Here is a 23,174-nt window from a genome sequence, read left to right on the forward strand (position 1 = left end):
TCAGCCCCGGGTGAGCTTCTTGTAGGTGGCGCGGTGCGGACGCGCCGCGTCGGCCCCGAGCCGCTCGATCTTGTTCTTCTCGTACGACTCGAAGTTGCCCTCGAACCAGTACCACTTCGAGTCGCCCTCGTACGCCAGGATGTGCGTCGCGACCCGGTCCAGGAACCAGCGGTCGTGGGAGATCACGACAGCGGCACCCGGGAACTCCAGGAGCGCGTTCTCCAGCGAGGAGAGCGTCTCGACGTCGAGGTCGTTGGTGGGCTCGTCGAGGAGCAGCAGGTTGCCGCCCTCCTTGAGCGTCAGGGCCAGGTTGAGGCGGTTGCGCTCACCACCGGAGAGCACCCCGGCCGGCTTCTGCTGGTCCGGGCCCTTGAAGCCGAACGCGCTGACGTAAGCGCGCGAGGGCATCTCGACCTGGCCGACGTTGATGTAGTCCAGCTCGTCCGACACGACCGCCCAGAGGGTCTTCTTGGGGTCGATGTTGGCGCGGCTCTGGTCGACGTACGAGATCTTGACGGTCTCGCCGACGCGGATGGAGCCCGTGTCGGGGGTCTCCAGGCCCTGGATCATCTTGAACAGCGTGGTCTTGCCCGCGCCGTTCGGACCGATGACGCCCACGATGCCGTTGCGCGGCAGCGTGAAGGACAGGTCGTCGATGAGGACCTTGTCGCCGAAGGCCTTGGAGAGGTTCTCGACCTCGACGACGATCGAGCCCAGACGCGGGCCCGGCGGGATCTGGATCTCCTCGAAGTCCAGCTTCCGCATCTTGTCGGCCTCGGCGGCCATCTCCTCGTAACGGGCGAGGCGCGCCTTGGACTTGGTCTGCCGGCCCTTGGCGTTGGAGCGGACCCACTCCAGTTCTTCCTTGAGGCGCTTGGCGCGCTTCTCGTCCTTGCGGCCCTCGACCTTGAGGCGGGACGCCTTCTTGTCCAGGTACGTGGAGTAGTTGCCCTCGTACGGGATCGCCCGGCCGCGGTCGAGCTCCAGGATCCACTCGGCGACGTTGTTCAGGAAGTACCGGTCGTGGGTGACGGCGACCACGGCGCCCGCGTACTTCGAGAGGTGCTGCTCCAGCCAGTTCACCGACTCGGCGTCGAGGTGGTTGGTGGGCTCGTCGAGGAGGAGCAGGTCGGGCGCCTCGATCAGCAGCTTGCAGAGCGCCACCCGGCGCTTCTCGCCACCGGAGAGGTTGACCACGGGCCAGTCGCCGGGCGGGCAGCCCAGCGCGTCCATGGCCTGCTCCAGCTGGGCGTCGAGGTCCCAGGCGTTGGCGTGGTCGAGGTCCTCCTGGAGCTTGCCCATCTCCTCGAGGAGCGCGTCCGAGTAGTCGGTCGCCATGAGCTCGGCGACCTCGTTGAAGCGCTTGAGCTTGCCCATGATCTCGGCGGCGCCGTCCTGGACGTTCTCCAGGACCGTCTTCGACTCGTCCAGCTGCGGCTCCTGCATGAGGATGCCGACGCTGTAGCCCGGCGACAGGAACGCGTCGCCGTTGGAGGGCTGCTCGAGGCCCGCCATGATCTTGAGAACGGTGGACTTACCGGCACCGTTGGGACCGACCACACCGATCTTCGCGCCGGGCAGGAAGCTCAGCGTGACGTCGTCAAGGATCACCTTGTCGCCGTGCGCCTTGCGCGTCTTGCGCATGGTGTAGATGTACTCAGCCAAGAGAAACCGTCCGGCAGTGTGAATCGGGCTGTGGGCAGATACACCCCATCTTGCCGTACCGCCACCCCCTGGCGGAAACGGGTACTTCCCGGGGGACGCCAGTGGCCCCGGTGCGCCTGCGCTCACCGGGGCCACTGTCACGAGGTGGTCACTCCGAGTCCACGGTTTGGTGGATCGGAGCCGCTGGGTCAGTGCCCGGCGGTCCCGGCCTTCTTGCGGCGGAGGAAGAACACCGCGCCGCCGCCTATGGCGACCAGGGCGACAGCGACGCCCGCGATCATCGGCGTGGAGCTGGAGGAACCCGTCTCGGCGAGGTCACCACCGGTGGTGGAGCCGCCGGACGAGGAGCCCGACGAGGTGCCGCCCGCGGAGGCGGGGCTGGGCTGCGACGACGGCTTGGTGGTGCTGGGGGTGCCGGCGGTCTTGCAGTCCAGGACGCCCTTGAACTCCTGCTTGAAGCCGTTCGGCCCGGTGATCACGAAGTCGTAGGCCTGGTCCTCGGCGACCGGCACCGTGATGGTCTTCGACTTGCCGGCGTCGATCGTGTACGAGAGGCCGGCGAGCTTGAAGGTGAACGCCTCGTCGCCCTTGTTGGTCGCCGTGACGTCCACGCCGCCCTTGGCGCAGTTCTTCGCGGCCGTCAGGGCCGGAATGGCGCCCTGCTTGGCCCAGGTCGCCTTGGCGACGGCGGTCACCGTGGAGTCGCTGGAGCCGGCGAGGATCTGCGTCTGGCTCTTGGACTCACTGGCGAACGCGCGGCCGACCGGCACCTGGGTGGTGGCCTGGACGGTCAGCGAGCCGGAGCCCGGCTGGGCGCCCGCGGGCACGTCGAAGTAGAGCTGGGTGCCGTTCCTGGCGACCGCGGCGGCCTTGCCGCCCTTGTCGAGGACCTTGACGCCCGCGGCCTTGAGCTCCTCGGACGGGGTCACCGTGACCTTGTCGGCGTTGGTGTGGACGGTCACCGGGCCGAGCTTGGAGCCCGCCTTGCCGGAGACGGCCGCGTTGTCGAGGGTCAGGGACGCCTTGGGCTCGGCGACGTTCTTCGCGGACTTGGTCAGCCAGTCCGCGAGGTCCTTGGCCTGCGCGTCCACCGCGTCGACCTGGGCGTGGTCGGAGTAGCGCCAGATGGCGACCTGGGTGGCCGCGGCAGCCGTGCCATTGGTCAGCTGGCCCTTGAGGCCGGCCGACTTGGCGAGCGCCGTCAGGTCGTTCACCTGCGGGTACGAGTGCTCGAGGATCCAGCGGATCTTGCCCGCGTCCGGGTTGCCGCTGAGCGACGTGCCGCTCCAGGGGGTCTCCTGGTACTTCGCGGCGGGCTGCGTCGGGTTGTGGATGTCGATGCAGTACGTACGCAGGGTGCCGCCGCCGTCGACGACCATCTGGAAGAGGCCGGCCGAGACCGGGCGGTCGCCGCCCTGCTGGTGGATGACGGCCTTGCCGGAGGCGTCCGGGTCCAGGCCCTTGATGGTGGCGACCGCGCCACCCTGGTGCTGCTGACCGGGCGTGTCGGCGACCGCCGTGCCCGCCCCGGCTATGGCGCCGCCGGCGACCAGACCCGAGACCGCGACGGCGGCAGCGAGGCGTGCCACGCCGCGCTTGCGTACAGACTTGGGTACAGAAAGCCCGTGAACGACTGAAAACACAGAATTCCCCTTCGGGCGAGGAGCTTTCGCGTACGTGCGCGTGGGGGAAGTGCCTCGCCTGCTGACTCAAGTGCCCCGTGAGTAACGGAAATCCTATGGAGATCGGGCCGCCTGATCCCCTGTCATGCGATCAGATAACCATTCCGAATCGGAATCGTTATCGCCGTTACCCGTCCCCACCTGGGGTTATCGACAAATCTCCAGTGCGGAAACGGACTTTCAGGGCGCCGCGACGGCCTCCTCGACAGCCCTCACGGAAGCCTCAACACCCCCCCCACCTGCGCTTTCCCCAACTTGCCCGGCGCGCTCCCCAACCGCCTCGTCACCCCCAGCGACCACTTCCGCACCGCCCGTTCCCGTCCAGGGCGGAGAGGCCGCGGAAACCGGTTGCGGGTCCGGTTTCCACGCGCCCGGAGCTCCCGAACCGGCTTCTCCCGCAGGGTCCTTGGGCGGCCCGGTCAGCGGGGGGTCCGCTTTCACCACGCGCCGGAACGCGGACGTCCCCCGCGTCAGATCGTGGCCCACCGCGATTGCCTCGACATCCGCCGAGAACCGGCGCTGGCCGTCCAGGTCCTCGTCACGCACCCGCAACCTGCCGTGCACCACGAGTGGTTCGCCCACGGCGACCGAACTCGCCAGGTTCAGGCCCAGCGTCCGCCAGGCCCAGACCGTGTAGAAACTGGAGTGCCCGTCCACCCAGGCGTTCTTCTGCCGGTCGAACCGGCGCGGGGTCACCGCGAGCCGGAACCGGGCCACCCCGCCCGTCGCCGTCTCCCGGAACTCCACCCGCGTCGCGGCGTTCCCCACCAGTGTCACCAGCGTGTCGTTCATCCCCACCACTCCCCCGTCCTGCCTGCCGTGCGCGCCCGTCGCGCCCACGGCGTCCCCGTCGCGGCTCCGTCCGGCCCAGTCGGCCGATCGAACCCTTGCGCTGTCGATGACCATGCTGGACCGGACGGAGGACCTTGTGCCGGGGCCTGTGGACCACCCGGCGATTGTGGAAAACCTCGTCACCCGAACGGGGGTTGTCGGGGTCGGGCGGAGGCGGGGTCGGTGGGGGGGAGGACGCAGGGTGGAGGGCGGCGGGTGGTGGGCAGCGGGTGGTGGGCAGCGGGTGGAGGGCAGCGGGTGGAGGGCAGCGGGTGGAGGGCAGCGGGTGGAGGGTGGTGTCGGGGCGTCCGTGCGGTGCTCGGCGAGCCGGGGGCCCGCCCCCGCCACCACAGCCCGTCACGACACCCCGACCCGCACCCCCGACCCCGCCGCCGTCCCCCCGCGCACCGCCACGTACTGCTCGCGCACCTCGCGATAGCGCATCAGCTCCGCCGCGACCGGGTCCAGGACCTGCGCCCGGCCGCACCCGGCCGCCGCTTCCCGCAACCGCCGCTCGGCCTCCTGCCCGTACCGCCGGCCGGGTCCGCGCGCCGCGACCCCGCAGGCCCACTCGACCAGCGGACCCCCGACGATCCCGGCCAGCATCACCAGCGCCGGCACCAGCAGCCCGGGCGGGAACACCCCCACGATCTGCCCGGCGAGCCACACACCGCCCACGATCTGCACCAGCGTCATGGCCGCCTGCACCACGACCGCCGCGGGCCACCACGCGGGGCGGGGCGAGGTGCCCCGTTCCAGCTCGGCCCGTACCGCGAGTTCGTCCAGGGCCTCCGGCAGCCCCTCGGCGCCGCGCACCGCCGCCTCCCGTACCGCCTGCGCCCAGGGGGCGGGCAGTCCGGTGGCCGCCTCCTCCGCGACCAGGCGTACCGCCTGTTCGACCCGCTGGCGCGCCGTCACCTCCTCCTCCGGAGGAGGAGCGGGCTGCGGCGACTCCCGGCCCGGGACGCGCAACCCCTCGTACCAGCGCCAGAGCCGCAGCCAGGGGGTACCGCAGGCGCGGCCCGCGTTGCGCCGCCACTCCCGCTCGGCGGCCTCCCCCGCGGCGGCGGCGCCCACGGCGGCCGCGAGGCGGTCGGTGAACGCCTCGCGGGCCCGCTCGTCGAGCCCCGTACGGCCGTCCGCGACGTACACCGGCCGCAGTTCGGCGGCGGCGGCGTCCAGGTCGGCCGAGACGCGGCGTTCCGGAGCGCCGCGTTCCTGCACGAACCGGCTGAGCAGGTCGCGCAGTTCGCCGACCCCCTGGCCGGTGAGGGCGGAGAGGGAGACGACGGTGGCGCCGGGTTCGCCGTGCTCGCCGAGCGCCATGCCGTCCTCGTCGAGAAGGCGGCGCAGATCGTCGAGCACCTGGTCGGCGGCGTCGCCGGGGAGCCGGTCGACCTGGTTCAGTACGACGAAGGTGACCTCGGCGTGCCCGGCCAGCGGCCGCAGGTACCGCTCGTGGAGCACGGCGTCCGCGTACTTCTCCGGGTCGACGACCCAGACGACCGCGTCGACGAGCGCCAGGACCCGGTCGGCCTGGCGCCGGTGTTCGACGAGCGCCGAGTCGAGGTCCGGCAGGTCGACGAGGACCAGCCCCTGGAGGGCCTCGGCGTGCGGGTCGGTGGGCAGGGGCCTGCGGCGCAGCCTGCCCGGCAGCCCGAGCCGGTCCAGCAGGCCCGCGGCGCCGTCGGTCCAACTGCACGCGATGGGCGCGGCGGTGGTGGGGCGGCGCAGCCCGGTCTCCGAGATGTGCGTACCGGCGAGGGCGTTGAACAGGGTCGACTTGCCGCTGCCGGTGGCCCCGGCGATGGCGACGACCGTGTGCCGCGCGGACAGCCGCTGCCGTGCGGCGGCCTCGTCGAGCACGCGGCCCGCCTCGGCGAGCGTCTTCCCGTCGAGCCGCGTCCGCGACAGCCCCACGAGCTCCCGCAGCGCCTCCAGCCGCCCGCGCAGCTCGGCTCCGTAGGGCCCGCCGATGGGTACGTACGCCTCGACCGGCTCGGGCTCCTCCACGGGAACCTCGTCCTCGGCCGCTTCGTTGACCCGTCGAGCGATCAGCCCGTCGTCCCAGCCGAGCTCCGACTCCGACTCCGACTCCGCGGCGAGGACGGCCCGCGAGGCCTGTGCGGGTTGTGCGACCTGCGCGGCTTGTGCGGCTTGCGCCGAGTTGGCCCGGGCGCGGCGGTACGGGAGGCGGCTCGCCCGGGGCGGGGCGGGCGCGGGCGCGAGTGTGGGCGCGGGTGCCTTTCGGGCGGGGGTCTGCGTCGAGGTCTTCGGGGGTGTCTCGGGACGCGGGGGTGTCTTGGTGCGGGCGCTGCTGGGGATGTCCCGGGCGGGGCGGGGGTTCCTGGGAGCCTCGGCGGGTTGCGTCATTGCGGTACTGGCGGTGCTGGCGGTGCGGGCAGAGCCGGCGGTGCTGGCGGTCGACATATCGACTTCTGTCGTTTTGGGCCCGGGCGTGTCGGATCTGGGGGTGGCGGGCTTGAAGGTGACGGACTTGAACGTGACGGGCCGGGACACGATCGGCGTCGAGGCGAGCGGCCTGGACACCCCTGGCCTGGGCTTCTCCGGCAAAGGAACGATCGGCTTGGGGGTCGGCGGCTTGGGAGAGGCGGGGCTGGGCTTGTCGGATTTGGCGGTGCTGGGCTTGGAGGCGCCGGGTTGAGGCGTGACCGGCTTGGCCGCATCGGGTCCGGCCGCGACCGGCTGGGGCTTGCCCTGCTCGGGCGCGACCGGCTTGGACGCGTCGGGTTGGGGCGCGTCCGGCTTGGGGTTGCCCTGTTCGGGCGTGCCCGGCTGGGATGTTCCGGGTTGCTGCGCGTCCGGCTTGGGCTTGGCCTGCTCGGACGCGACTGGCTCGGGCTTGCCGGGATGGGCGGCGATCGGCCTGGAAGCATCGGGTCGGGGCGCGTCCGGCTCAGGCTTGCCCTGCTCGGGCGGCGTGACCGGCCCGGACTTGCCAGCCTGGACGGGATCCGCCTTGGGTGCGTCGGGCTTGGCCCCGACCGGCTCCGAACCCTCGCGTTGCGGCGTCACCGTCTTGGGTTCGTCCTGCTCGGGTTTCACCGGCCCGGACTTGTCGGGCTTGGTGGCGTCCGCCGTGGGCGCATCGGCCTTGGTCGCGACCGGCCTGGAAGCCTCCGGCTTCGCCACTCCCGGCCTGGACTTCTCCTGCTTGGGCGCGACGCGCCCGGGCTTGTGGGCCTCCGGCACGACACGCTCGGACTCGTCAGCCCGGGCCGCGACCGGCTTGGACTTCTCGGACTCCCGCCCGGCCGGCCTGGACTTCTCGGGCTCCAGCCCGACCGGCTTGGGCTGGTCGGGCCCAGGAGCAGGAGTGCCCCGCTTCGACGTCGACACCTCGGCCGGGGGCGTACCGCCGCCGGACGGAGTTCCTCCGATTGTGTCGGCGTCGGGCGTGTCGGCTTCCTCGGCGGGCACTTCCTTCCCCGACTCCCCAGCGGGAGACCCCTTGGCCCCCGCCGTGTTCTCACCCGGCTCCGACCTGCGGGAAGGCGGCCGTTCGGCCCACGGACGGTCGAAGCCGAGCCACCCGGAGGTGGGCCGGACGGTCTCCAGCCCGCCGCTCGGCGACCTCCCGGGGATGCGGACCTCGACCGTCACGGACGCGACCGGCACCACCGGGGCGGGCCCGTCCCCGTGCCCCTCGCCGGACGCCCCCTCCCCCTCCGCTGCGACTTTCTCAGTGGCCTTAGGGGTCTCAGAGGCCTCAGAGGTCACAGAGTCCGCAGAAGCCACAGAGTTCACAGGAGCAGAAGACCCGGCCTTGGCGTCGGCACCGGCCCGCGACTCCGCCGCGTCCGGTTCCGGCCCCCCGGACTCGGGCTGGTCGGCCCCCTGCCGGTCCGTCAGAGCGGTCACCCCGCTCACCTCTCCTTCTGCAGTAGGGACAGCGCGGCGATCAGCGCGGCCTGGGGCTCCGGGGTCACCCGGAGCGCGTCCAGCGGGGCGAGCCGGCGGTCGCGTTCGGCGTGCAGGACGCGGTCGATGTACGAGGTGACGAGCTCTCCGCCCTGGTCGCGCAGGCGCAGCGCGCGCTTGGCGCCGATGCGTTCGGCCAGCCGTTCCCCGGCCCTGCGGGCGCGGCGTCCGCCGAGGAGCGAGGCCGCCAGCAGGGCCGCCACGGCCTCGGCGGAGGGGGCGACGGCACGGTCCATCTCCCGTACCTCTTCCTCGGCCAGCTCCTCCAGGACCCGCCGCCAGCGCCGTAGGGCGAGCCCGATGCGGTCCCCGGCCTCCCGGTCCCGTACGCGCCGGACCAGCTCGGCGGCGGCCGGTTCACGGCCCCAGGCCTCGCGCACCCGTTCGTCGGCGGCGGCTGCCGCGCAGGTGAGGAGTTCGGTGAGGCTCTCGCAGAGGGCGTCGAGGAGCTCGACGGAGCTGGCGTCCCGGGGGTACGCCCGCCAGCGGGTCAGCGCGTCCCCGGCGAGCACTCCCCCCGCCTGGAGCCTGCGCCGCACGCGCGCCCCTTCCCGCTCGTACGCCTCCTCCACCGCGCTCGTCATCCGTACGGCGGCGGCGTACTGGGCGGCGACGGCGGAGGCGAGCTCGGGCATACGGGCGTTGAGCGAGTCGATGACCCCGACGGCGGTACGGAAGACGGCCTGCTGGCGGGCGGCCGGGTCCTGAGCCCGGTGGGCGAGCCACTGGCCGAGCGCGGCCACCGCCGTAGCGGGCAGCAATCCACTCCCGCCCCCGGCCGATTCGGGCAGCTCGGGGATGGTGAAGCGGGGCACGTCACCGAGCCCGGCCTTGGTCAGGAGCGCCGCGTACTGCCGGGACACCTCGCCGATGACCTGGTGCGGCACCCGGTCGAGGACGGTGATCAGCATGGCGTCGTACTCCTTGGCGGTCCGCAGCAGGTGCCACGGGACGGCGTCCGCGTACCGCGAGGCGGTCGTGACCATCACCCAGATGTCGGCGGCGCAGATCAGCCGGGCCGCGAGCAGACGGTTGCTGACGATCAGTGAGTCGATGTCGGGCGCGTCGAGCAGAGCGAGCCCGACGGGCAGGTTCCGCGAGGTCTCGACGCGCAGCGAGTTCTCCTCGTCGTTGCCCCCGATGCCCTCGTCGATGTCCGCCTCGTCGTTCTGCTGGGGCAGCCAGACGCGGGTGAGCTGGGGCAGGACGCGGATCTCGGTGAACCAGTGGTGGTCGTCGGGGTGGCAGACGAGTACGGGGGTGCGGGTCGTAGGCCGCAGCACACCGGCCTCGCTGACCCGTCGCCCCACAAGGGAGTTGACGAGGGTGGACTTTCCGGCGCCGGTGGACCCGCCGACGACGGCGAGCAGCGGCGCCTCGGGATCTCTGAGCCGGGGCAGCAGATAGTCGTCGAGCTGTGCGAGGAGTTCGCCCCGGGTCTGCCGTGCGCGCGCCGCCCCCGGGAGGGGCAGCGGAAGACGCACGGCCGCGACCCTGTCGCGCAGGGCGGAGAGTGCGTCAATCAGCTGAGGCCGTACGTCCAAGGTCACCACATGCGAAGAATGCCCAATTTTGGCGGCTTTTTGAAGCGTATGGAGGCCTTCGCGCGCCGATCGGACACATGGGACAGACGGGAGGAGTGGGACGCAGGCATAACGAGTGCACAACACCCGGCCCCGCGAGCGTCAAAAGCGCTGCATGTTCCGCGCTCGCCTGCGATTATCGGTTCGCTTCACCGAACCTCCACATCGTGCCACGCAGGTGAAGCAACCGGGGCGAGGTGAGAGGAGCCCTATCCTTGTCCCCGGCAAGGTCACGGCCCGGAGCCGAACTCCGGATCACAGCCTTGCCCGCCCGGGGGCTCCAGGCCATCCGGCCCCCGTAGCTCAGTGGATAGAGCAGGCGCCTTCTAAGCGCTTGGCCGCAGGTTCGAGTCCTGCCGGGGGCGCCACTGCTGTGCGGTGTCGGGCCCTCCTCCGGGAGGGCCTTTTTGCTGCTCGGCAGCACCGTAGCGAGGGGGCCGTACAGGCCGCGTAAGCCCCCTTCGGCAGCAGCCGGCCCGAGGCGTCCCGGCGTCGGCCGCACCGCCGTCCCCGGGTTCTCAAGTGGCCGCGTGCCCGCAACCGGCCCCAGTCCAACGAATATCGCCCTCATCCCTCGGCGCACTGGCCCCCGATCGGCGGCAACATCTCGGGCGCGGACACGGCTCAAGATCCACCCTTCACGGGGATGGTTACGCGTCGGCTCAGCCAATGGCTATGGCCAGTCGACGAGGGCGCTCGGCATACGAGGCAGTTCTCGGCGCACTTACTGCTGCCGAGATCATCGCGCGATTTGCCGATCATTATGGACCGCCCAAAACGAAAGGCGGACAAAGCCGCTTCACTCATGAGCGGACAGGAAAAAGACGCCCGCCGAGCAAGGGCAGAAGAGGCTCTCACAACGTTTTACCTGTTGAGGTAAGACGCCACCCAACTGAGCCAACTGCGCCCACCCCCAAGCACAGAGGAGGCGGTACGCCGCCTGGAACGAACAGATGTCAAGCGCATCCGGCGAGCGAGAAGCGAGGCCGCAATTGTCGCAGAAATGGGATGCATTTATTTGCACGTCAGGGGGTGTGGCTGACTTTGAGCCGATAAGTTCACCCGCCCTCGAAGCACGTACCGAATACCTCATGGCGAACATGCTTCTTTATGCAGTTGCCCCGTTTATGCCACGTGAAGTACCGCAAATGGAGAGCCGGGGCCGCAGGCGAACGCCTACTGCTGGAGCGGCTCGGTGGAGGACCAGAAATCCGAGTGATCCCGTGGCCTGAGTTCCTCTTCCTTCGGTCCGCCCGGCTGCCCCGGTGTTCCCGGCGGGTATGTCATCGCCGAGTCCTTGGCGCAGCCGAAGCCCGCGCTGATATGGACGTTGCCGATGCTGCCGACGCCCAGGTCGACTCCGAACCCGTCGGGGCTCTTGGCCCGGATGGAGGGCATGTCCTTGTCGGGGTTGACGCTTTCGACGGTGAAGCCCTGCTGTTCCCAGTAGCGCTGTACGACGCCCAGCAGGTTCCCGCGCCGTTGCGCTGAGATCACGGTGAGGACATGACGGGTGCGGTTGATGGTCGTAGTGCCGGTCGGCTCGTTGAGGCCGTTGCTGCAGGCCTCCCGCATGGGATAGCCGTAGGACCATTTCACGGGCGGCTGAATGGCCGCCAGCGTGGCGTCGAGGATCGCCTCCGCGCGCTCACCGGCCCGTTGCATGTCCATCGTCGGTACCTTCTCTTCCTTCTTCCCCTGGTCCTTCGTGCCGCTCTGCCCGCCAACGGCCCCGCAGCCGGCAAGCGATGCCACCAGGAGCATCCCGGTCAGCATCCGCACTGCCCGGCGTCGGCGCCTCATCGCGGCGCCGCCTTTGTGATCTTGTTGCCCCGACCGGCGACGACCTTCACGATGTACTCCAGGGAATCTCCACCCTCACGAGGATCGAAGTAGAGCGAATGGGCCGGAAGGTCTCCGGTGACGAGCCCCGCCAGACGTGGTCGGCGCCCACGCCGAGGTCGGAGGCCTTGTCGACGCCGGTTCCCGGGCTGCCGACGAGCACCACGTGGTCGGCCGGGATGCCACCGGGCCGCTGGGTGGCCTGGCCCAGGGTCAAGGAGCCGTAGGAATGCCCGATGGCCGTCACATGCGGGGAACCTGACTCGTGGGTGACCCGGATGCCGCTCAGGAAACGGTTGTACGCCGGGGCACCCGCCTTGGCGTCGTCGTCCCTCATGACGTCGGTGGCCGACCACGTGAAGCCGTCGAGCTGGGGTGCGTCGTAGCCGAGCCAGGCGATGGACGCCGTGGTGGTGTCGGGGTAGTTCCGGTGCGCGAGTTTGGCGGCGTCCGTGAGCAGCAGCGGCTTGGCGTCACGAAGTTGCGCGACCCGCATGCGTCAGCGCCCCCCGTTCACGTCGAACGGAAGGGGTGCCCCCGCAGCGTACGGGCCGGATGGGGCGGCTACGCCCGGCGTACAGGAGTCCATGTCTCGAGCCACGTTGCGCGCAGCTTCTCCCGCCCGCCGGACGTCACCCGGTCCGGTCCGGAACCCCCGCGTACCGCCGCCGACCGGCGTGGACATACCGCCGTCCCCTCACTCGCTGATCTTCCTCGCGGCAGGCTACCGGGCGGCTCGACCTCGGCCATGAGTACGCGTACTCACCCGCGCTCCGTCGCGGCGGCCGGTCGTCAACATCCCCGTTGCGGCTCGCCCGCGCCGGGGCGACCAGCTCCCTGGATTCCCTCCCCCGGCCGGGTCGCCCTCCTCAGTCACCTGCAACCCACCCGCGCCACCCGTGACGCCGGGACGGCCGCAGCCCCTACGACACGATGTCCTTCCTCTCGAACCCCCGGAACGCCAGCGCCACCAGCACCAGCGCGTACCCCACCGACACGCCCGCGCCCTGGGCCATGCCGCTCCACTCCAGGTGGGGCTGGAGCGCGTCCGCCCAGGCGAACTGCCAGTGGGCCGGGAGGGCCTTGCGCCAGTCGCCCAGGGCCGTGATCGCGTCCAGGACGTTGCCCACGATCGTCAGGCCCACCGCGCCGCCGACCGCGCCCAGCGGCGCGTCCGTCTTGGTGGAGAGCCAGAACGCCAGCCCGGCCGTGACCAGTTGGGACACGAAGACGAACGCCACCGCGATGGCCAGGCGCGGCAGGGCCTCGCCGGCCCCGAGCGAGCCGCCGGTGGGGATCTCCAGCGGGCCCCAGCCGTACGCCGCCGTGCCCACCGCCAGGGCCACCAGCGGCAGCAGCACGATCGCCGCCGCGCTCAGGCCCAGCGCCACCACCAGCTTGCTCCACAGCAGCCGGGCCCGGGGCACGGGCGCGGCCAGCAGATAGCGCAGCGACGACCAGCCGGCCTCCGAGGCGACCGTGTCGCCGCAGAACAGCGCGACGGGCACCACGAGCAGGAAGCCCGCCGAGACGAACAGGGCCGTCGCCGCGAAGTTCGCCCCGGAGGCCGTCGCCGTGTCGATCAGGGTGATCCGGCCGTCCCGCCCGGACGGCGTGCCGCCGATGGCGAACGCCGTGACCAGGATGAACGGCAGCGCGGCGAGGATGCCTGCCATCACCAGGGTGCGCCTGCGGCGCAGTTGGCGCGCCGCTTCCACCCGCAGGGGAAGCGTGCGGCGCGGGCGGTAGCCGGGGGCGGTCGCCCTCAGGTCGGGCGTCGCCCCGGCCCCGGTGTGCGTGGGCGCGCTCATGCCGGTCCTCCGATCAGGGTCAGGAAGGCGTCCTCCAGGCGGCGGTGCGGGCCCACGCCCGTCAACGGCACGTCGAGGCGGACCAGTTCGGCGATCAGCCCGGTGGCCGTGGCGCCCTCCAGGCGCACCAGCATGCCCTCGTCGGTGGGCGTCGCCGCGCCGACGCCGGGCAGCGCGGCCACCTTGTCGGCCAGCACCTCGGTGACCGGGCCGTCGACGGTGACCAGCAGCGTGTCGCTGCCGCCGGTGATCTCGGCGACCGGGCCCGCCTGGACGAGCCGGCCGCGGTCCATGACCACCAGATGCGTGCAGGACTGCTCGACCTCGGAGAGCAGATGGCTGGAGACGATGACCGTGCGGCCGCCCTGGGCGTAGCGGATCATCACGTCCCGCATCTCGCGGATCTGCGGCGGGTCGAGACCGTTGGTCGGCTCGTCGAGGATCAGCAGGTCCGGCAGGCCGAGCATGGCCTGGGCGATGGCGAGGCGCTGGCGCATGCCCTGCGAGTACGTCCGCACGGCGCGCTGGAGCGCGTCGCCCAGGCCCGCGATCTCCAGCGCCTCCTCCATGTGGGAGTCCTCGGCGGGGCGGCCGGTGGCCTGCCAGTACAGCTCCAGGTTGGCGCGGCCGGACAGGTGCGGCAGGAAGCCCGCGCCCTCGACGAAGGCGCCGACCCGGGAGAGCACGGGCGCGCCGGGCCGGATCGCGTGGCCGAAGACGCGGATCTCGCCGCTGTCGGGGCGGATGAGGCCCATCAGCATGCGCAGGGTGGTGGTCTTGCCCGCGCCGTTGGGTCCGAGCAGGCCGAGGACCTGGCCCTTCTCAACGCGGAAGGAGAGGTCGCGGACCGCGTACCGGTCGGTCGACTTGGCGTACTTCTTCGTCAGACCGGTGATCTGGAGCGGGACCTCGGCCAGCTCCGGGTCGGGGGCGGGGGCCGTGGCGCGGCGGGTGGCCAGCAGGCCGAGCGCGATCACCGCGCCCGCCAGCGGCAGCCCCCAGGCCCACCAGGGCACCCCGGCGGGCTCGGTCTTCACCCCGGGCGCGGTCGGCACCTTCAGCGAGCCGCCCACCAGCGCCACCTTGTACGTGCCCGGCGCGGCCGGGGAGGCGTAACCGAGGTCGGTCGCGGCGACCACCAGGCGCAGCCGGTGGCCCGCCTCCACGTTGTGGTCGACGGCGGGCAGGGTGACCTCGACCTCCTTGCCCTCCTTGGCACCGTCCACCCGGACGGGCGTGACCAGTTGGGCGGGGAGCACCTGTCGCTTGCCGTCGGGGCTCACGTCGTACACCTTCGCGAAGAGCACCGCGTCGTCGGCGCTGGAGGTGACCTTGAGCCGGACCGTGGGCGAGCCGGTGACGCGCAGGCCGGGCCTGAGCGGTTCGGAGTCGAAGCGCGCGTACTGCCCGGGGAAGTCGATGGAGAGGCCGCCCACGCCGAGCGAGGACAGGCCCGCCAGTCCCCCGCCGACGCCGGGCACGGCCGAGATGGCGGGCGGGGCGGCGCCCGCCGGGTTCTCGAAGGTCTGCTCGCGGCCGGTGAGCCGCACCGCGCGCGTGCCGTCCGCCAGGCCCGGGTAGCTGCCGCTGGTGGCGCCGCGCAGCTGGGCGGCGCCGTCGGTGGAGCTGATGCCGCCGGTCCTGGTGACCCGGAAGGCGGGGCCGGTGGAGGCGTCCTTGTCGCCCTTGAGGTAGTGGTCGAACCAGGAGGTGATCCGGGGGGTGATCCGCCCGGACTCGCGGTCGCCGCCGTCGTGGCCGCCGGTGATCCAGTCGACCGCGACGGGGGCGCCGTTGGCGCGGATCCGGCGGGCCATGGCGTCGGCCTGGCCGAGCGGGAAGAGGGAGTCGCTCTGGCCCTGGACGATCAGCGCGGGCACCTTGATGCGGTCGCCCACGGCGGACGGGGAACGGGCCGCCAGCAGGTCGCGCGCCTGGGCGTCCGGCCTGCCGCTGACCGCGACCCTCTCGTACATGTCGCAGAGCTGCTTCTCGAAGGTCTTGCAGCCGCCGCCGGTGGAGAAGAAGATCCCGGCCCAGAGCTTCTTGAAGACGCCGTCGGGGAAGAGGGCGTCCGCCAGGTTCCAGTACGTGATCTGGGGGGCGATCGCGTCGATCCGCTTGTCGTGTCCGGCGGCCAGGAGCGAGATCGCGCCTCCGTAGGACGCGCCGGTGACGCCGACGCGCGGGTCGCCCGCCGCGTCGAGCCGCACCTCCGGGCGCTTCGCCAGCCAGTCGACGAGCCGGGAGACGTCCTTCACCTCGAACGCCGGGTCGTTGAGGCCGATTTGGCCGGTGGAGGCGCCGAAGCCGCGCGCGGACCAGGTCAGCACCGCGTAGCCCTCGCGCGCGAGGTCGCGCGCCTGGGCGCGGACGTCGTCCTTGCTGCCGCCGAAGCCGTGGCCCAGGAGGACAGCGGGTCGCTTCTTCTTGGCGTCCCCCGCCGTGAAGTACGACGTGTCGATCTTCGCCCCGGGCATCTCCATCACCCGGTCCTCCTGGTGCACCGCGGGCGCGCCGCCGGCGCCGGTGGCCGTCCACACGCCGGCACCGGCGAGCACCACGAGGGCGGCGGCCACCCCGGCCGCCGCCCTCCCACGAGGTCTGCGCAGTCTCATGCCTCCACCGTAAGCGCCGGGTCCGACAACCGGACCTGCCGCCAGGTGGAGGCCGGGGTGTACTCGCGGCGTACGGGCGGCCGTTCCCGTACCGCGACGGCAGTACGGGCGCCGGGGCGGCGGCCCTGCGGGCGGTCAGCCGAAGGAGGCGCGCTCCAGCCAGAAGTCCAGGAGCGCGGCGTCGCCGAGGACCTCCACGCGGGGGCTGTCGGCGGGCAGCCTTCGGTAGAAGACGCCCAGGACGTCGGTGAGCGGGCCGCGCAGCGCCACCGTGGCCTTCTCGTGGGCGCGCCGCCAGCTCACCCCGTCCTCGCCCAGCTCGATCAGCCACTCGGCGCCGGGCGTGTCCGTGGCGTGCAGGTGGATGCTGCGGCCGGGGCCGCGCAGTTCGGCGGCGGCCGGGGCGAGCCTGGCGGCCTGGACGTACGTGACGATCTCCAGCCACTCGTCGATCGTGTCCGCGGCGACCTCCGGCGCGAGCACGTACTCCGCGCCCACGGTGAGCGCCGCGTCCGCGCGGTGGACCACCGTCTCGTGGGTCATCCGGCGCGCCCAGAACCCGGCGGTCGCGTCGCCCGTCCAGGACCAGGCGGCCTGGTCGGGGCCCGCGGTGCGCAGGACGTCGGCGCAGAGGGCCGCGCCCTCGCCCAACCAGGCGTCCAGGGCCTCCGGTTCGTCCTTCTCGGGGCCCTCGAAGGCGGGCACCCGCTCCTGCGGGACCGCGGCGGTGGACTTCGTACGGACGATCTCGGCGGTCCAGCGGTGGGCGCCGCCGACGTGGACGGCGAGCTGCCCGAGGGTCCAGTCGGGGCAGGTCGGTACGGCGGCACGGAGGTCGGCGCCGTCCAGGTGGGACCTCAGCGCGTCGGTCTGGCGCAGGATCTCGGCACAGTAGAAGTCGTGGTCGAGCGGCGTGGGCGCGGCAGTCATACCCCAAACCCTAGGCGCGGCCCGCCCGTTGCGTCCCGCGGACGGACCGCCGGATCCGGACAGGACCGCGCTCGCCGAGCCGCGGGCGCGGGTCTGGTCCGGATCCTGACGGCCCGGCCGCCGGGCCGCGTCAGGCCTGCTCGTCCTCCGGGATGCTCACCAGCCACCGCGTCTCGCGGCGCGGGCGCAGGTAGAGCGCCCAGTAGAGGGTGGCGACGGCCGTGATGCCGCCGGTCCACAGCAGGTACCGGGTCTCCTGTTGGGTGAGGATGTACGCGAGGACGGCGATCAGGACCACCGGGACGGCGGGCCACAGCGGCATCCGCCAGGCGGCGGTCTCCCGGTGCCCGCCGCGGCGGCTGAGCAGGGCGGCGACGGCGACCAGCAGGTACATGCCGGTCACCGAGACGCCGGTGACGCCGTACAGGGTGTCGAGGTTGACGAAGCAGAGGGCGGCGCCGGGGACGCCGACCAGGAGGGTGGCCACCCACGGGGAGCCGAAGCGGCCGAGGCGGGACAGGGCGCGGTTGACGGGCTCGGGCCAGGCCTTGTCGCGGGCCGAGGCGAACAGGACGCGGGAGTTCTGGATGACCATCACGATGCCCGCGTTGACGATGGCGAGGGCCACGCAGAGGCTGACGAAGGTGCCGACGGCCGAGTTGGACCAGGCGGTGACCATGCCGCTGATGTCGCCGGAGGTGAGCGTCGCGAGGTCGGGGGCGCCCACGGTGATGGCGACGACGGGGACGAGGATGACGGCGGTCGAGATGGCGAGGGTGGCGAGCACGGTCCGGGCCACGTTGCGGCGCGGGTGCTCCAGCTCCTCGGAGAGGTAGACGGCGGTCGAGAAGCCCTGGGTGATGAAGAGGGCGATGGCGAGGCCCGAGACGACCATCATCGCGGTGACCGTGGAGTGGCCGCCGCCGTCGGCGGCGACCGTGCCGTGCACGAGGGAGGAGCCGCCGCGCTCGCCGTGGGCGAAGCCGAGGACGGCGACCAGGGCCGCGGCGACCACTTCGAGGACCAGGAAGATCCCGGTGATCCAGGCGTTGGCCCGCAGGTCGAGCAGGCCGGCGAGGGTGGCGAGCAGCATCACGCCGCCGCCGGCCGCGGGGGCGGGCATGTGGACGAGCGGCGCCAGGTAGTCGGCGGTGCCCATGGCGATGACCGGGGGGACGATCATCACGACGAGCAGGGAGAGGACGAAGACCAGCCAGCCCGCGAGCCGTCCGGCGAGGGTGGAGACCATCGCGTACTCGCCGCCCGCGCTGGGGATGAGGGTGCCCAGCTCCGAGTAGCAGAACGCGACGCCGACGCAGAGCAGCGAGCCGATGGCGATGGTGAGCGCGGTGTAGGTGCCGAGGCTGGAGAACAGGTCGGGCACGACCACGAAGAGGGTGGAGGCGGGCGTCACGCAGGAGAGCGTCAGCAGGGTGCCGCCCACGACGCCGATGGAACGCTTGAGCTTCTTGGGGGCTTCGCCCGTGGCCGGGGAGAGGAGGTGGGGCGGGCTGAGCGTTTCGGTCATCGAGGTGCGTCCGATCGGCGGGGTGGGGTTGTGAGCGGGGAGCGCTATCGACCTCCGGGTGGTGCTCCGGGGCCCGTCCGGCCCCGGTGGTGAGTGGTGGGTCGCTCCCGGGCCGCCATTTCAATCTCCACTCGATCCGCAGGTCAATAGCTGTTCACCTACGGAATTCGTCGCCCCGGCGCCCCTACGGCACTGATGCGGCGTTAAGAGCGCAACAAAGGCGCAATGTCGGCCGGTACGGGAACCGCAGCCGCCGCGCCGAAAAAGTTTGCCGGATCCCGCATACCGGAACGCCCTTGGCACCCCGTGCCAGGCCTCCGGTTACCCCCGGTCACCGGCCGGTGCCGACTGGTGCCGGTCGGTGCGGCCCGCCGGGACCCGGGCGGGCGCCCGGGCCGGGCCGAGGCCGTTACGGAAACGGCGGCGGCCCGCACGGTTGGGGGAAACCGTACGGGCCGCTCGGAGGGCCGGGCCGGGGGCCGACCGGCCGGGCCGTGGATCAGTGGTTGCGCGGGAAGCCCAGGTCGACGCCCGCGGGCGCGTCGGAGGGGTCCGGCCAGCGGGTGGTGACGACCTTGCCGCGGGTGTAGAAGTGCGTGCCGTCGTTGCCGTAGATGTGGTGGTCGCCGAAGAGCGAGTCCTTCCAGCCGCCGAAGGAGTGGTAGCCCACCGGCACCGGGATCGGCACGTTGACGCCGACCATGCCGGCCTCGACCTCCAGCTGGAACCGGCGGGCCGCGCCGCCGTCCCGGGTGAAGATCGCGGTGCCGTTGCCGAACGGCGAGGCGTTGATGAGCGCCAGGCCCTCCTCGTACGACTCGACCCGCAGCACGCACAGCACCGGGCCGAAGATCTCGTCCCGGTAGGCGTCGGCGGACGTGGGCACCTTGTCGAGCAGCGACAGGCCGATCCAGTGGCCGTCCTCGTGGCCCTCCACGGTGTACCCGGTGCCGTCGAGGACGACCTCGCAGCCCTGGGCCGCCGCGCCGGTGACGTAGGAGGCGACCTTGTCGCGGTGGGCGGCGGTGATCAGCGGGCCCATCTCGGAGGCCGGGTCGGTGCCCGGGCCGATCTTGATCTTCTCGGCGCGCTCACGGATCTTCGCGACCAGTTCGTCGCCGATGGCGCCGACCGCCACGACCGCCGAGATGGCCATGCAGCGCTCGCCCGCCGAGCCGTACGCGGCCGAGACGGCGGCGTCGGCCGCCGCGTCCAGGTCGGCGTCCGGCAGGACCAGCATGTGGTTCTTGGCGCCGCCGAGCGCCTGGACGCGCTTGCCGTGGGCGGAGGCCGTGGCGTGGATGTGGCGGGCGATCGGGGTGGAGCCGACGAAGGAGACTGCGGCCACGTCCGGGTGCTCCAGGAGGCGGTCCACGGCGGCCTTGTCGCCGTGCACGACGTTGAAGACGCCGTCGGGCAGCCCGGCCTCGCTCAGCAGCTCCGCGATCTTCATCGACGCCGAGGGGTCCTTCTCGGACGGCTTCAGGACGAAGGTGTTGCCGCAGGCGATGGCGAGCGGGAACATCCACATCGGCACCATGGCCGGGAAGTTGAACGGTGTGATGCCCGCGACGACGCCCAGCGGCTGGCGGATCGACGCCACGTCCACCCGGCTGGCGACCTGCGTCGACAGCTCGCCCTTGAGCTGCACGCTGATGCCGCACGCCAGGTCGACGATCTCCAGGCCGCGCGCGACCTCGCCCAGCGCGTCGGAGTGCACCTTGCCGTGCTCGGCGGTGATCAGCTCCGCGATCGCGTCGCGGTTGGCGTCCAGCAGGGCGCGGAACGTGAAGAGCACCGCCGTCCGTTGGGCCAGCGAGGACTGGCCCCAGGTGGTGTACGCCTCGCGGGCGGCGGCGACGGCCGCGTCCACCTCCTCGACGGTCGCGTAGGCGACCCGCGTGGTCACGGCCCCGGTCGCGGGGTCGGTGACCTGGCCGTACGAACCGGAGGCGCCCGCAGCCCTCTCGACGGGCTTACCACCGATCCAGTGGTTGACGGTCTTCGTCATGGCAGGGAACTCCTTCAGAGATGGCGGCGTCGGGCTGCGACTTGCCGGTCGTACTCCTCGCGCGCCTCGACCGCCGACGAGCGGGTCGCGGTCTCGGCCACGGGAACATCCCACCACGCCTGCGCCGGGGGCGGGCCCGACACTGTGTCTGCCGTTTCGGTCTCGACGTAGACACATGTGGGACGGTCCGCCGCGCGGGCGCTCGCGAGGGCTTCGCGCAGGTCACGAACGGTCTTGGGGCGCAGCACGGCCATGCCGAGGGAGGCCGCGTTGGCCGCCAGGTCGACCGGCAGGGGCGCGCCCGTGAAGCTCCCGTCGGGCGCCCGGAAGCGGTAGGCCGTCCCGTAGCGCTCGCCGCCCACCGACTCCGAGAGCCCGCCGATGGAGGCGTACCCGTGGTTCTGGAGGATCACCACCTTGATGGGGAGGTTCTCCTGCACCGCCGTGACGATCTCGGTGGGGTTCATCAGATACGTCCCGTCGCCGACCAGCGCCCACACCGGCCGGCCGGGCGCGGCGAGCGCCACGCCGATCGCGGCCGGGATCTCGTATCCCATGCAGGAGTAGCCGTACTCGACGTGGTACTGGTCGCGGGAGCGGGTGCGCCACAGCTTGTGCAGATCCCCCGGGAGCGAGCCCGCCGCGTTGATCAGGATGTCGTCGCCGGTGACCAAGGCGTCGAGGACGCCGAGGACGTGGGCCTGGGTGGGACGGGCGTCCTCGTCCTGGGGAGTGTAGGCGGCGGTGACGCGCTCCTCCCAGGCCGTCTTGGCCGCGCCGTAGGCGGCCGGGTAGGCGGGCGCGACGCGGTGCCCGTCGAGGGCCCGCGTCAGTGCTTCGAGGCCGGCGCGGGCGTCCGCGACGAGCTGGAGCGCGCCGAGCTTGTGGGCGTCGGCGCCGTTCACATTGAGCCCGACGAACCGGACCGAGGGGTGCTGGAAGAGCGTCGAGGAGGCGGTGGTGAAGTCCGTCCAGCGGGTGCCGACGCCGAGGACGACATCGGCCTCGCGGGCCAGCGCGTCGGCCGTGGCGGTGCCGGTGTGGCCGATGCCGCCCACGTCGCACGGGTGGTCGTGGGGCAGTGAGCCCTTGCCCGCCTGGGTGGCGGCGACCGGGATGCCTGTCCGCTCGGCGAAGCGGCGCAGCGCGTCCTCGGCGCGGGCGTGGTGGACCCCGCCGCCCGCGACGACCAGCGGCCGGCGGGCGCCGCGCAGCAGACGGACGGCCGCGTCCAGCTCGTACGGATCGGGCTCCTGGGCCCGTACGTGCCACACCCGCCGCCGGAAGAACTCCTCGGGCCAGTCGTACGCCTGCGCCTGCACGTCCTGCGGCAGCGCCAGGGTGACCGCGCCGGTCCTGGCCGGGTCGGTGAGCACGCTCATCGCGGCGAGCGCGGCCGGGATCAGCGCCTCGGGACGGGTGATCCGGTCGAAGTAGCGCGAGACGGGCCGCAGGCAGTCGTTGACCGACACGTCGCCCGCGTACGGGACTTCGAGCTGCTGGAGGACCGGGTCGGCCGGGCGGGAGGCGAACACGTCGCCGGGCAGCAGCAGGACGGGCAGGTGGTTGACGGTCGCCAGGGCCGCCCCGGTGACGAGGTTGGTGGCGCCCGGCCCGATCGAGGTGGTCACCGCGTGGGCGGAGAGCCGGCCGGACTGGCGGGCGTAGCCGACGGCCGCGTGCACCATGGCCTGTTCGTTGCGGCCCTGGTGGTACGGCATGTCGCTGCCGGGCTCCAGGAGCGCCTGGCCGATCCCGGCGACGTTGCCGTGGCCGAAGATGCCCCAGGCGCCGGTGATCAGGCGCTGCTCGGTCCCGGCGCGGGAGGTGTACTGGCGGGCGAGGAAGGCGAGCAGCGCCTGCGCGGTGGTCAGACGCCTGGTCGTACCGCTCATCGGTAACCCTCTGTGTGGTCGGTGTGGTCCGGGTGGAAGCTGATGCGCCACGCGCGTTCCTCGCCCGGCCCCGCCATCACGTTGAGGTAGTACATGGGGTGTCCGGGGGCGGCGATGGAGGGCCCGTGCCAGCCGTCGGGGACGAGGACGGTGTCGCCGGTGCGGACCTCGGCGAGGACGTCGGCGCCGCCCGGGCGCGAGGGCGACACGCGCTGGTAGCCGAATCCGTCCGGGCCCGCGAACTCGAAGTAGTAGATCTCCTCCAGCTCCGACTCCCGCCCGGGCACGTGCTCGTCGTGCTTGTGCGGCGGATAGGAGGACCAGTTGCCGCCCGGGGTGACCACCTCGACGGCGATGAGCCGGTCGCAGTCGAAGGCGTCGGCGGCGGCGAAGCCCCGGATCTCGCGGGCGGTGACGCCGGAGCCGCGCTGTTCGAGGGGTACCTCCGGCGCGGGGCGGCGGCGAGCGGGGAGTCGGCGCTCGCACCTCGCTCCTGCCAGGGCGAAGCGGCCTCCCGCGCCGGAGGCGATCTGGGCGTGGGCGTCACGCGGGAGGTACGCGAAGTCGGTGGCTCCGGCGAACACGCTCTCCCTGCCCCGCAGTTCCAGGATCCGGTCTTCTACATGTACGGTACAGCCACCTTGCAGGGGCAGCAGGATCCACTCGCTGCCGCCGGTGGCGAGGGAGTGCTCCCCGCCCGGCGCCAGCTCCAGGATCCGCAGGCCCGAGTAGCCCCAGCCGGCCCGCTCGGGGCCGATGTCCAGGGCGTACGCCCCCGTGGAGGCGGATCCGGCCCGTACGAACAGCTCGTCCTTGTGCGCGTCCATGCCCGATCC

14 protein-coding genes and 1 tRNA gene are annotated in these 23,174 nt (G+C 72.3%); 1 reads left to right on the forward strand and 14 read right to left on the reverse strand.

The annotated features are described in order from the left end of the window. From ettA to ABZ404_RS19700, 5 genes are all read right to left on the reverse strand, one after another. Nucleotides 1–1,665: an energy-dependent translational throttle protein EttA gene (gene ettA / locus ABZ404_RS19680; protein ID WP_358832195.1), complete on the reverse strand. Its 1,665-nt coding sequence runs from the start codon at nucleotides 1,663–1,665 to the stop codon at nucleotides 1–3. Nucleotides 1,666–1,853: 188 nt separating this feature from the next. Next, on the reverse strand, nucleotides 1,854–3,254 hold the full coding sequence (locus tag ABZ404_RS19685) for an LAETG motif-containing sortase-dependent surface protein (protein WP_358832194.1): 1,401 nt from the start codon (nucleotides 3,252–3,254) through the stop codon (nucleotides 1,854–1,856). Nucleotides 3,255–3,527: 273 nt separating this feature from the next. Then, nucleotides 3,528–4,139, reverse strand: coding sequence for a single-stranded DNA-binding protein (locus ABZ404_RS19690; protein ID WP_358832193.1), 612 nt, complete (start codon nucleotides 4,137–4,139; stop codon nucleotides 3,528–3,530). A 396-nt stretch (nucleotides 4,140–4,535) separates the two neighbouring features. Then, complete coding sequence (locus ABZ404_RS19695; RefSeq protein WP_358832200.1) at nucleotides 4,536–6,608, reverse strand: GTPase; 2,073 nt, start codon at nucleotides 6,606–6,608, stop codon at nucleotides 4,536–4,538. Between the two features lie 1,457 nt (nucleotides 6,609–8,065). After that, nucleotides 8,066–9,664: a dynamin family protein gene (locus ABZ404_RS19700; RefSeq protein ID WP_358832192.1), complete on the reverse strand. Its 1,599-nt coding sequence runs from the start codon at nucleotides 9,662–9,664 to the stop codon at nucleotides 8,066–8,068. A 331-nt stretch (nucleotides 9,665–9,995) separates the two neighbouring features. Between ABZ404_RS19700 and ABZ404_RS19705 the strand changes: the two genes are divergently transcribed. Continuing rightward, nucleotides 9,996–10,071, forward strand: a tRNA-Arg gene (locus ABZ404_RS19705). Between the two features lie 808 nt (nucleotides 10,072–10,879). Here the strand turns inward: ABZ404_RS19705 and ABZ404_RS19710 are convergent. The 9 genes from ABZ404_RS19710 to iolB form a co-directional block, all read right to left on the reverse strand. Beyond that, entirely contained in the window at nucleotides 10,880–11,479 is a 600-nt protein-coding gene (locus ABZ404_RS19710) for a hypothetical protein (RefSeq protein ID WP_358990627.1), read from the reverse strand. Nucleotides 11,480–11,552: 73 nt separating this feature from the next. Then, a complete protein-coding gene (locus ABZ404_RS19715) occupies nucleotides 11,553–12,041 on the reverse strand; it encodes an alpha/beta hydrolase (RefSeq protein WP_358832190.1) in 489 nt (162 codons plus the stop codon). 427 nt (nucleotides 12,042–12,468) lie between these two features. Beyond that, a complete protein-coding gene (locus tag ABZ404_RS19720; RefSeq protein WP_358832189.1) occupies nucleotides 12,469–13,356 on the reverse strand; it encodes an ABC transporter permease in 888 nt (295 codons plus the stop codon). Continuing rightward, entirely contained in the window at nucleotides 13,353–15,974 is a 2,622-nt protein-coding gene (locus ABZ404_RS19725) for an alpha/beta fold hydrolase (protein ID WP_358832188.1), read from the reverse strand. Before ABZ404_RS19725 ends, ABZ404_RS19720 begins: the two co-directional genes overlap by 4 nt. 135 nt (nucleotides 15,975–16,109) lie before the next feature. Then, nucleotides 16,110–16,904, reverse strand: coding sequence for a maleylpyruvate isomerase family mycothiol-dependent enzyme (locus ABZ404_RS19730; protein ID WP_358832187.1), 795 nt, complete (start codon nucleotides 16,902–16,904; stop codon nucleotides 16,110–16,112). Between the two features lie 130 nt (nucleotides 16,905–17,034). Further along, complete coding sequence (locus tag ABZ404_RS19735) at nucleotides 17,035–18,432, reverse strand: APC family permease (protein ID WP_358832186.1); 1,398 nt, start codon at nucleotides 18,430–18,432, stop codon at nucleotides 17,035–17,037. A 499-nt stretch (nucleotides 18,433–18,931) separates the two neighbouring features. Further along, nucleotides 18,932–20,443, reverse strand: coding sequence for a CoA-acylating methylmalonate-semialdehyde dehydrogenase (gene mmsA / locus ABZ404_RS19740; RefSeq protein ID WP_358832185.1), 1,512 nt, complete (start codon nucleotides 20,441–20,443; stop codon nucleotides 18,932–18,934). Nucleotides 20,444–20,457: 14 nt separating this feature from the next. After that, nucleotides 20,458–22,338 carry a 3D-(3,5/4)-trihydroxycyclohexane-1,2-dione acylhydrolase (decyclizing) gene (gene iolD, locus ABZ404_RS19745; RefSeq protein ID WP_358832184.1) on the reverse strand — a complete coding sequence of 627 codons (1,881 nt, stop codon included), beginning with the start codon at nucleotides 22,336–22,338 and terminating at the stop codon, nucleotides 20,458–20,460. Next, complete coding sequence (gene iolB / locus ABZ404_RS19750) at nucleotides 22,335–23,165, reverse strand: 5-deoxy-glucuronate isomerase (protein ID WP_358832183.1); 831 nt, start codon at nucleotides 23,163–23,165, stop codon at nucleotides 22,335–22,337. Before iolB ends, iolD begins: the two co-directional genes overlap by 4 nt. Between the last annotated feature and the right edge of the window lie 9 nt (nucleotides 23,166–23,174).

This window comes from Streptomyces sp. NPDC005878 (genome assembly GCF_040629815.1).
In the GTDB taxonomy this organism is placed as follows: Bacteria; Actinomycetota; Actinomycetes; order Streptomycetales; family Streptomycetaceae; genus Streptomyces.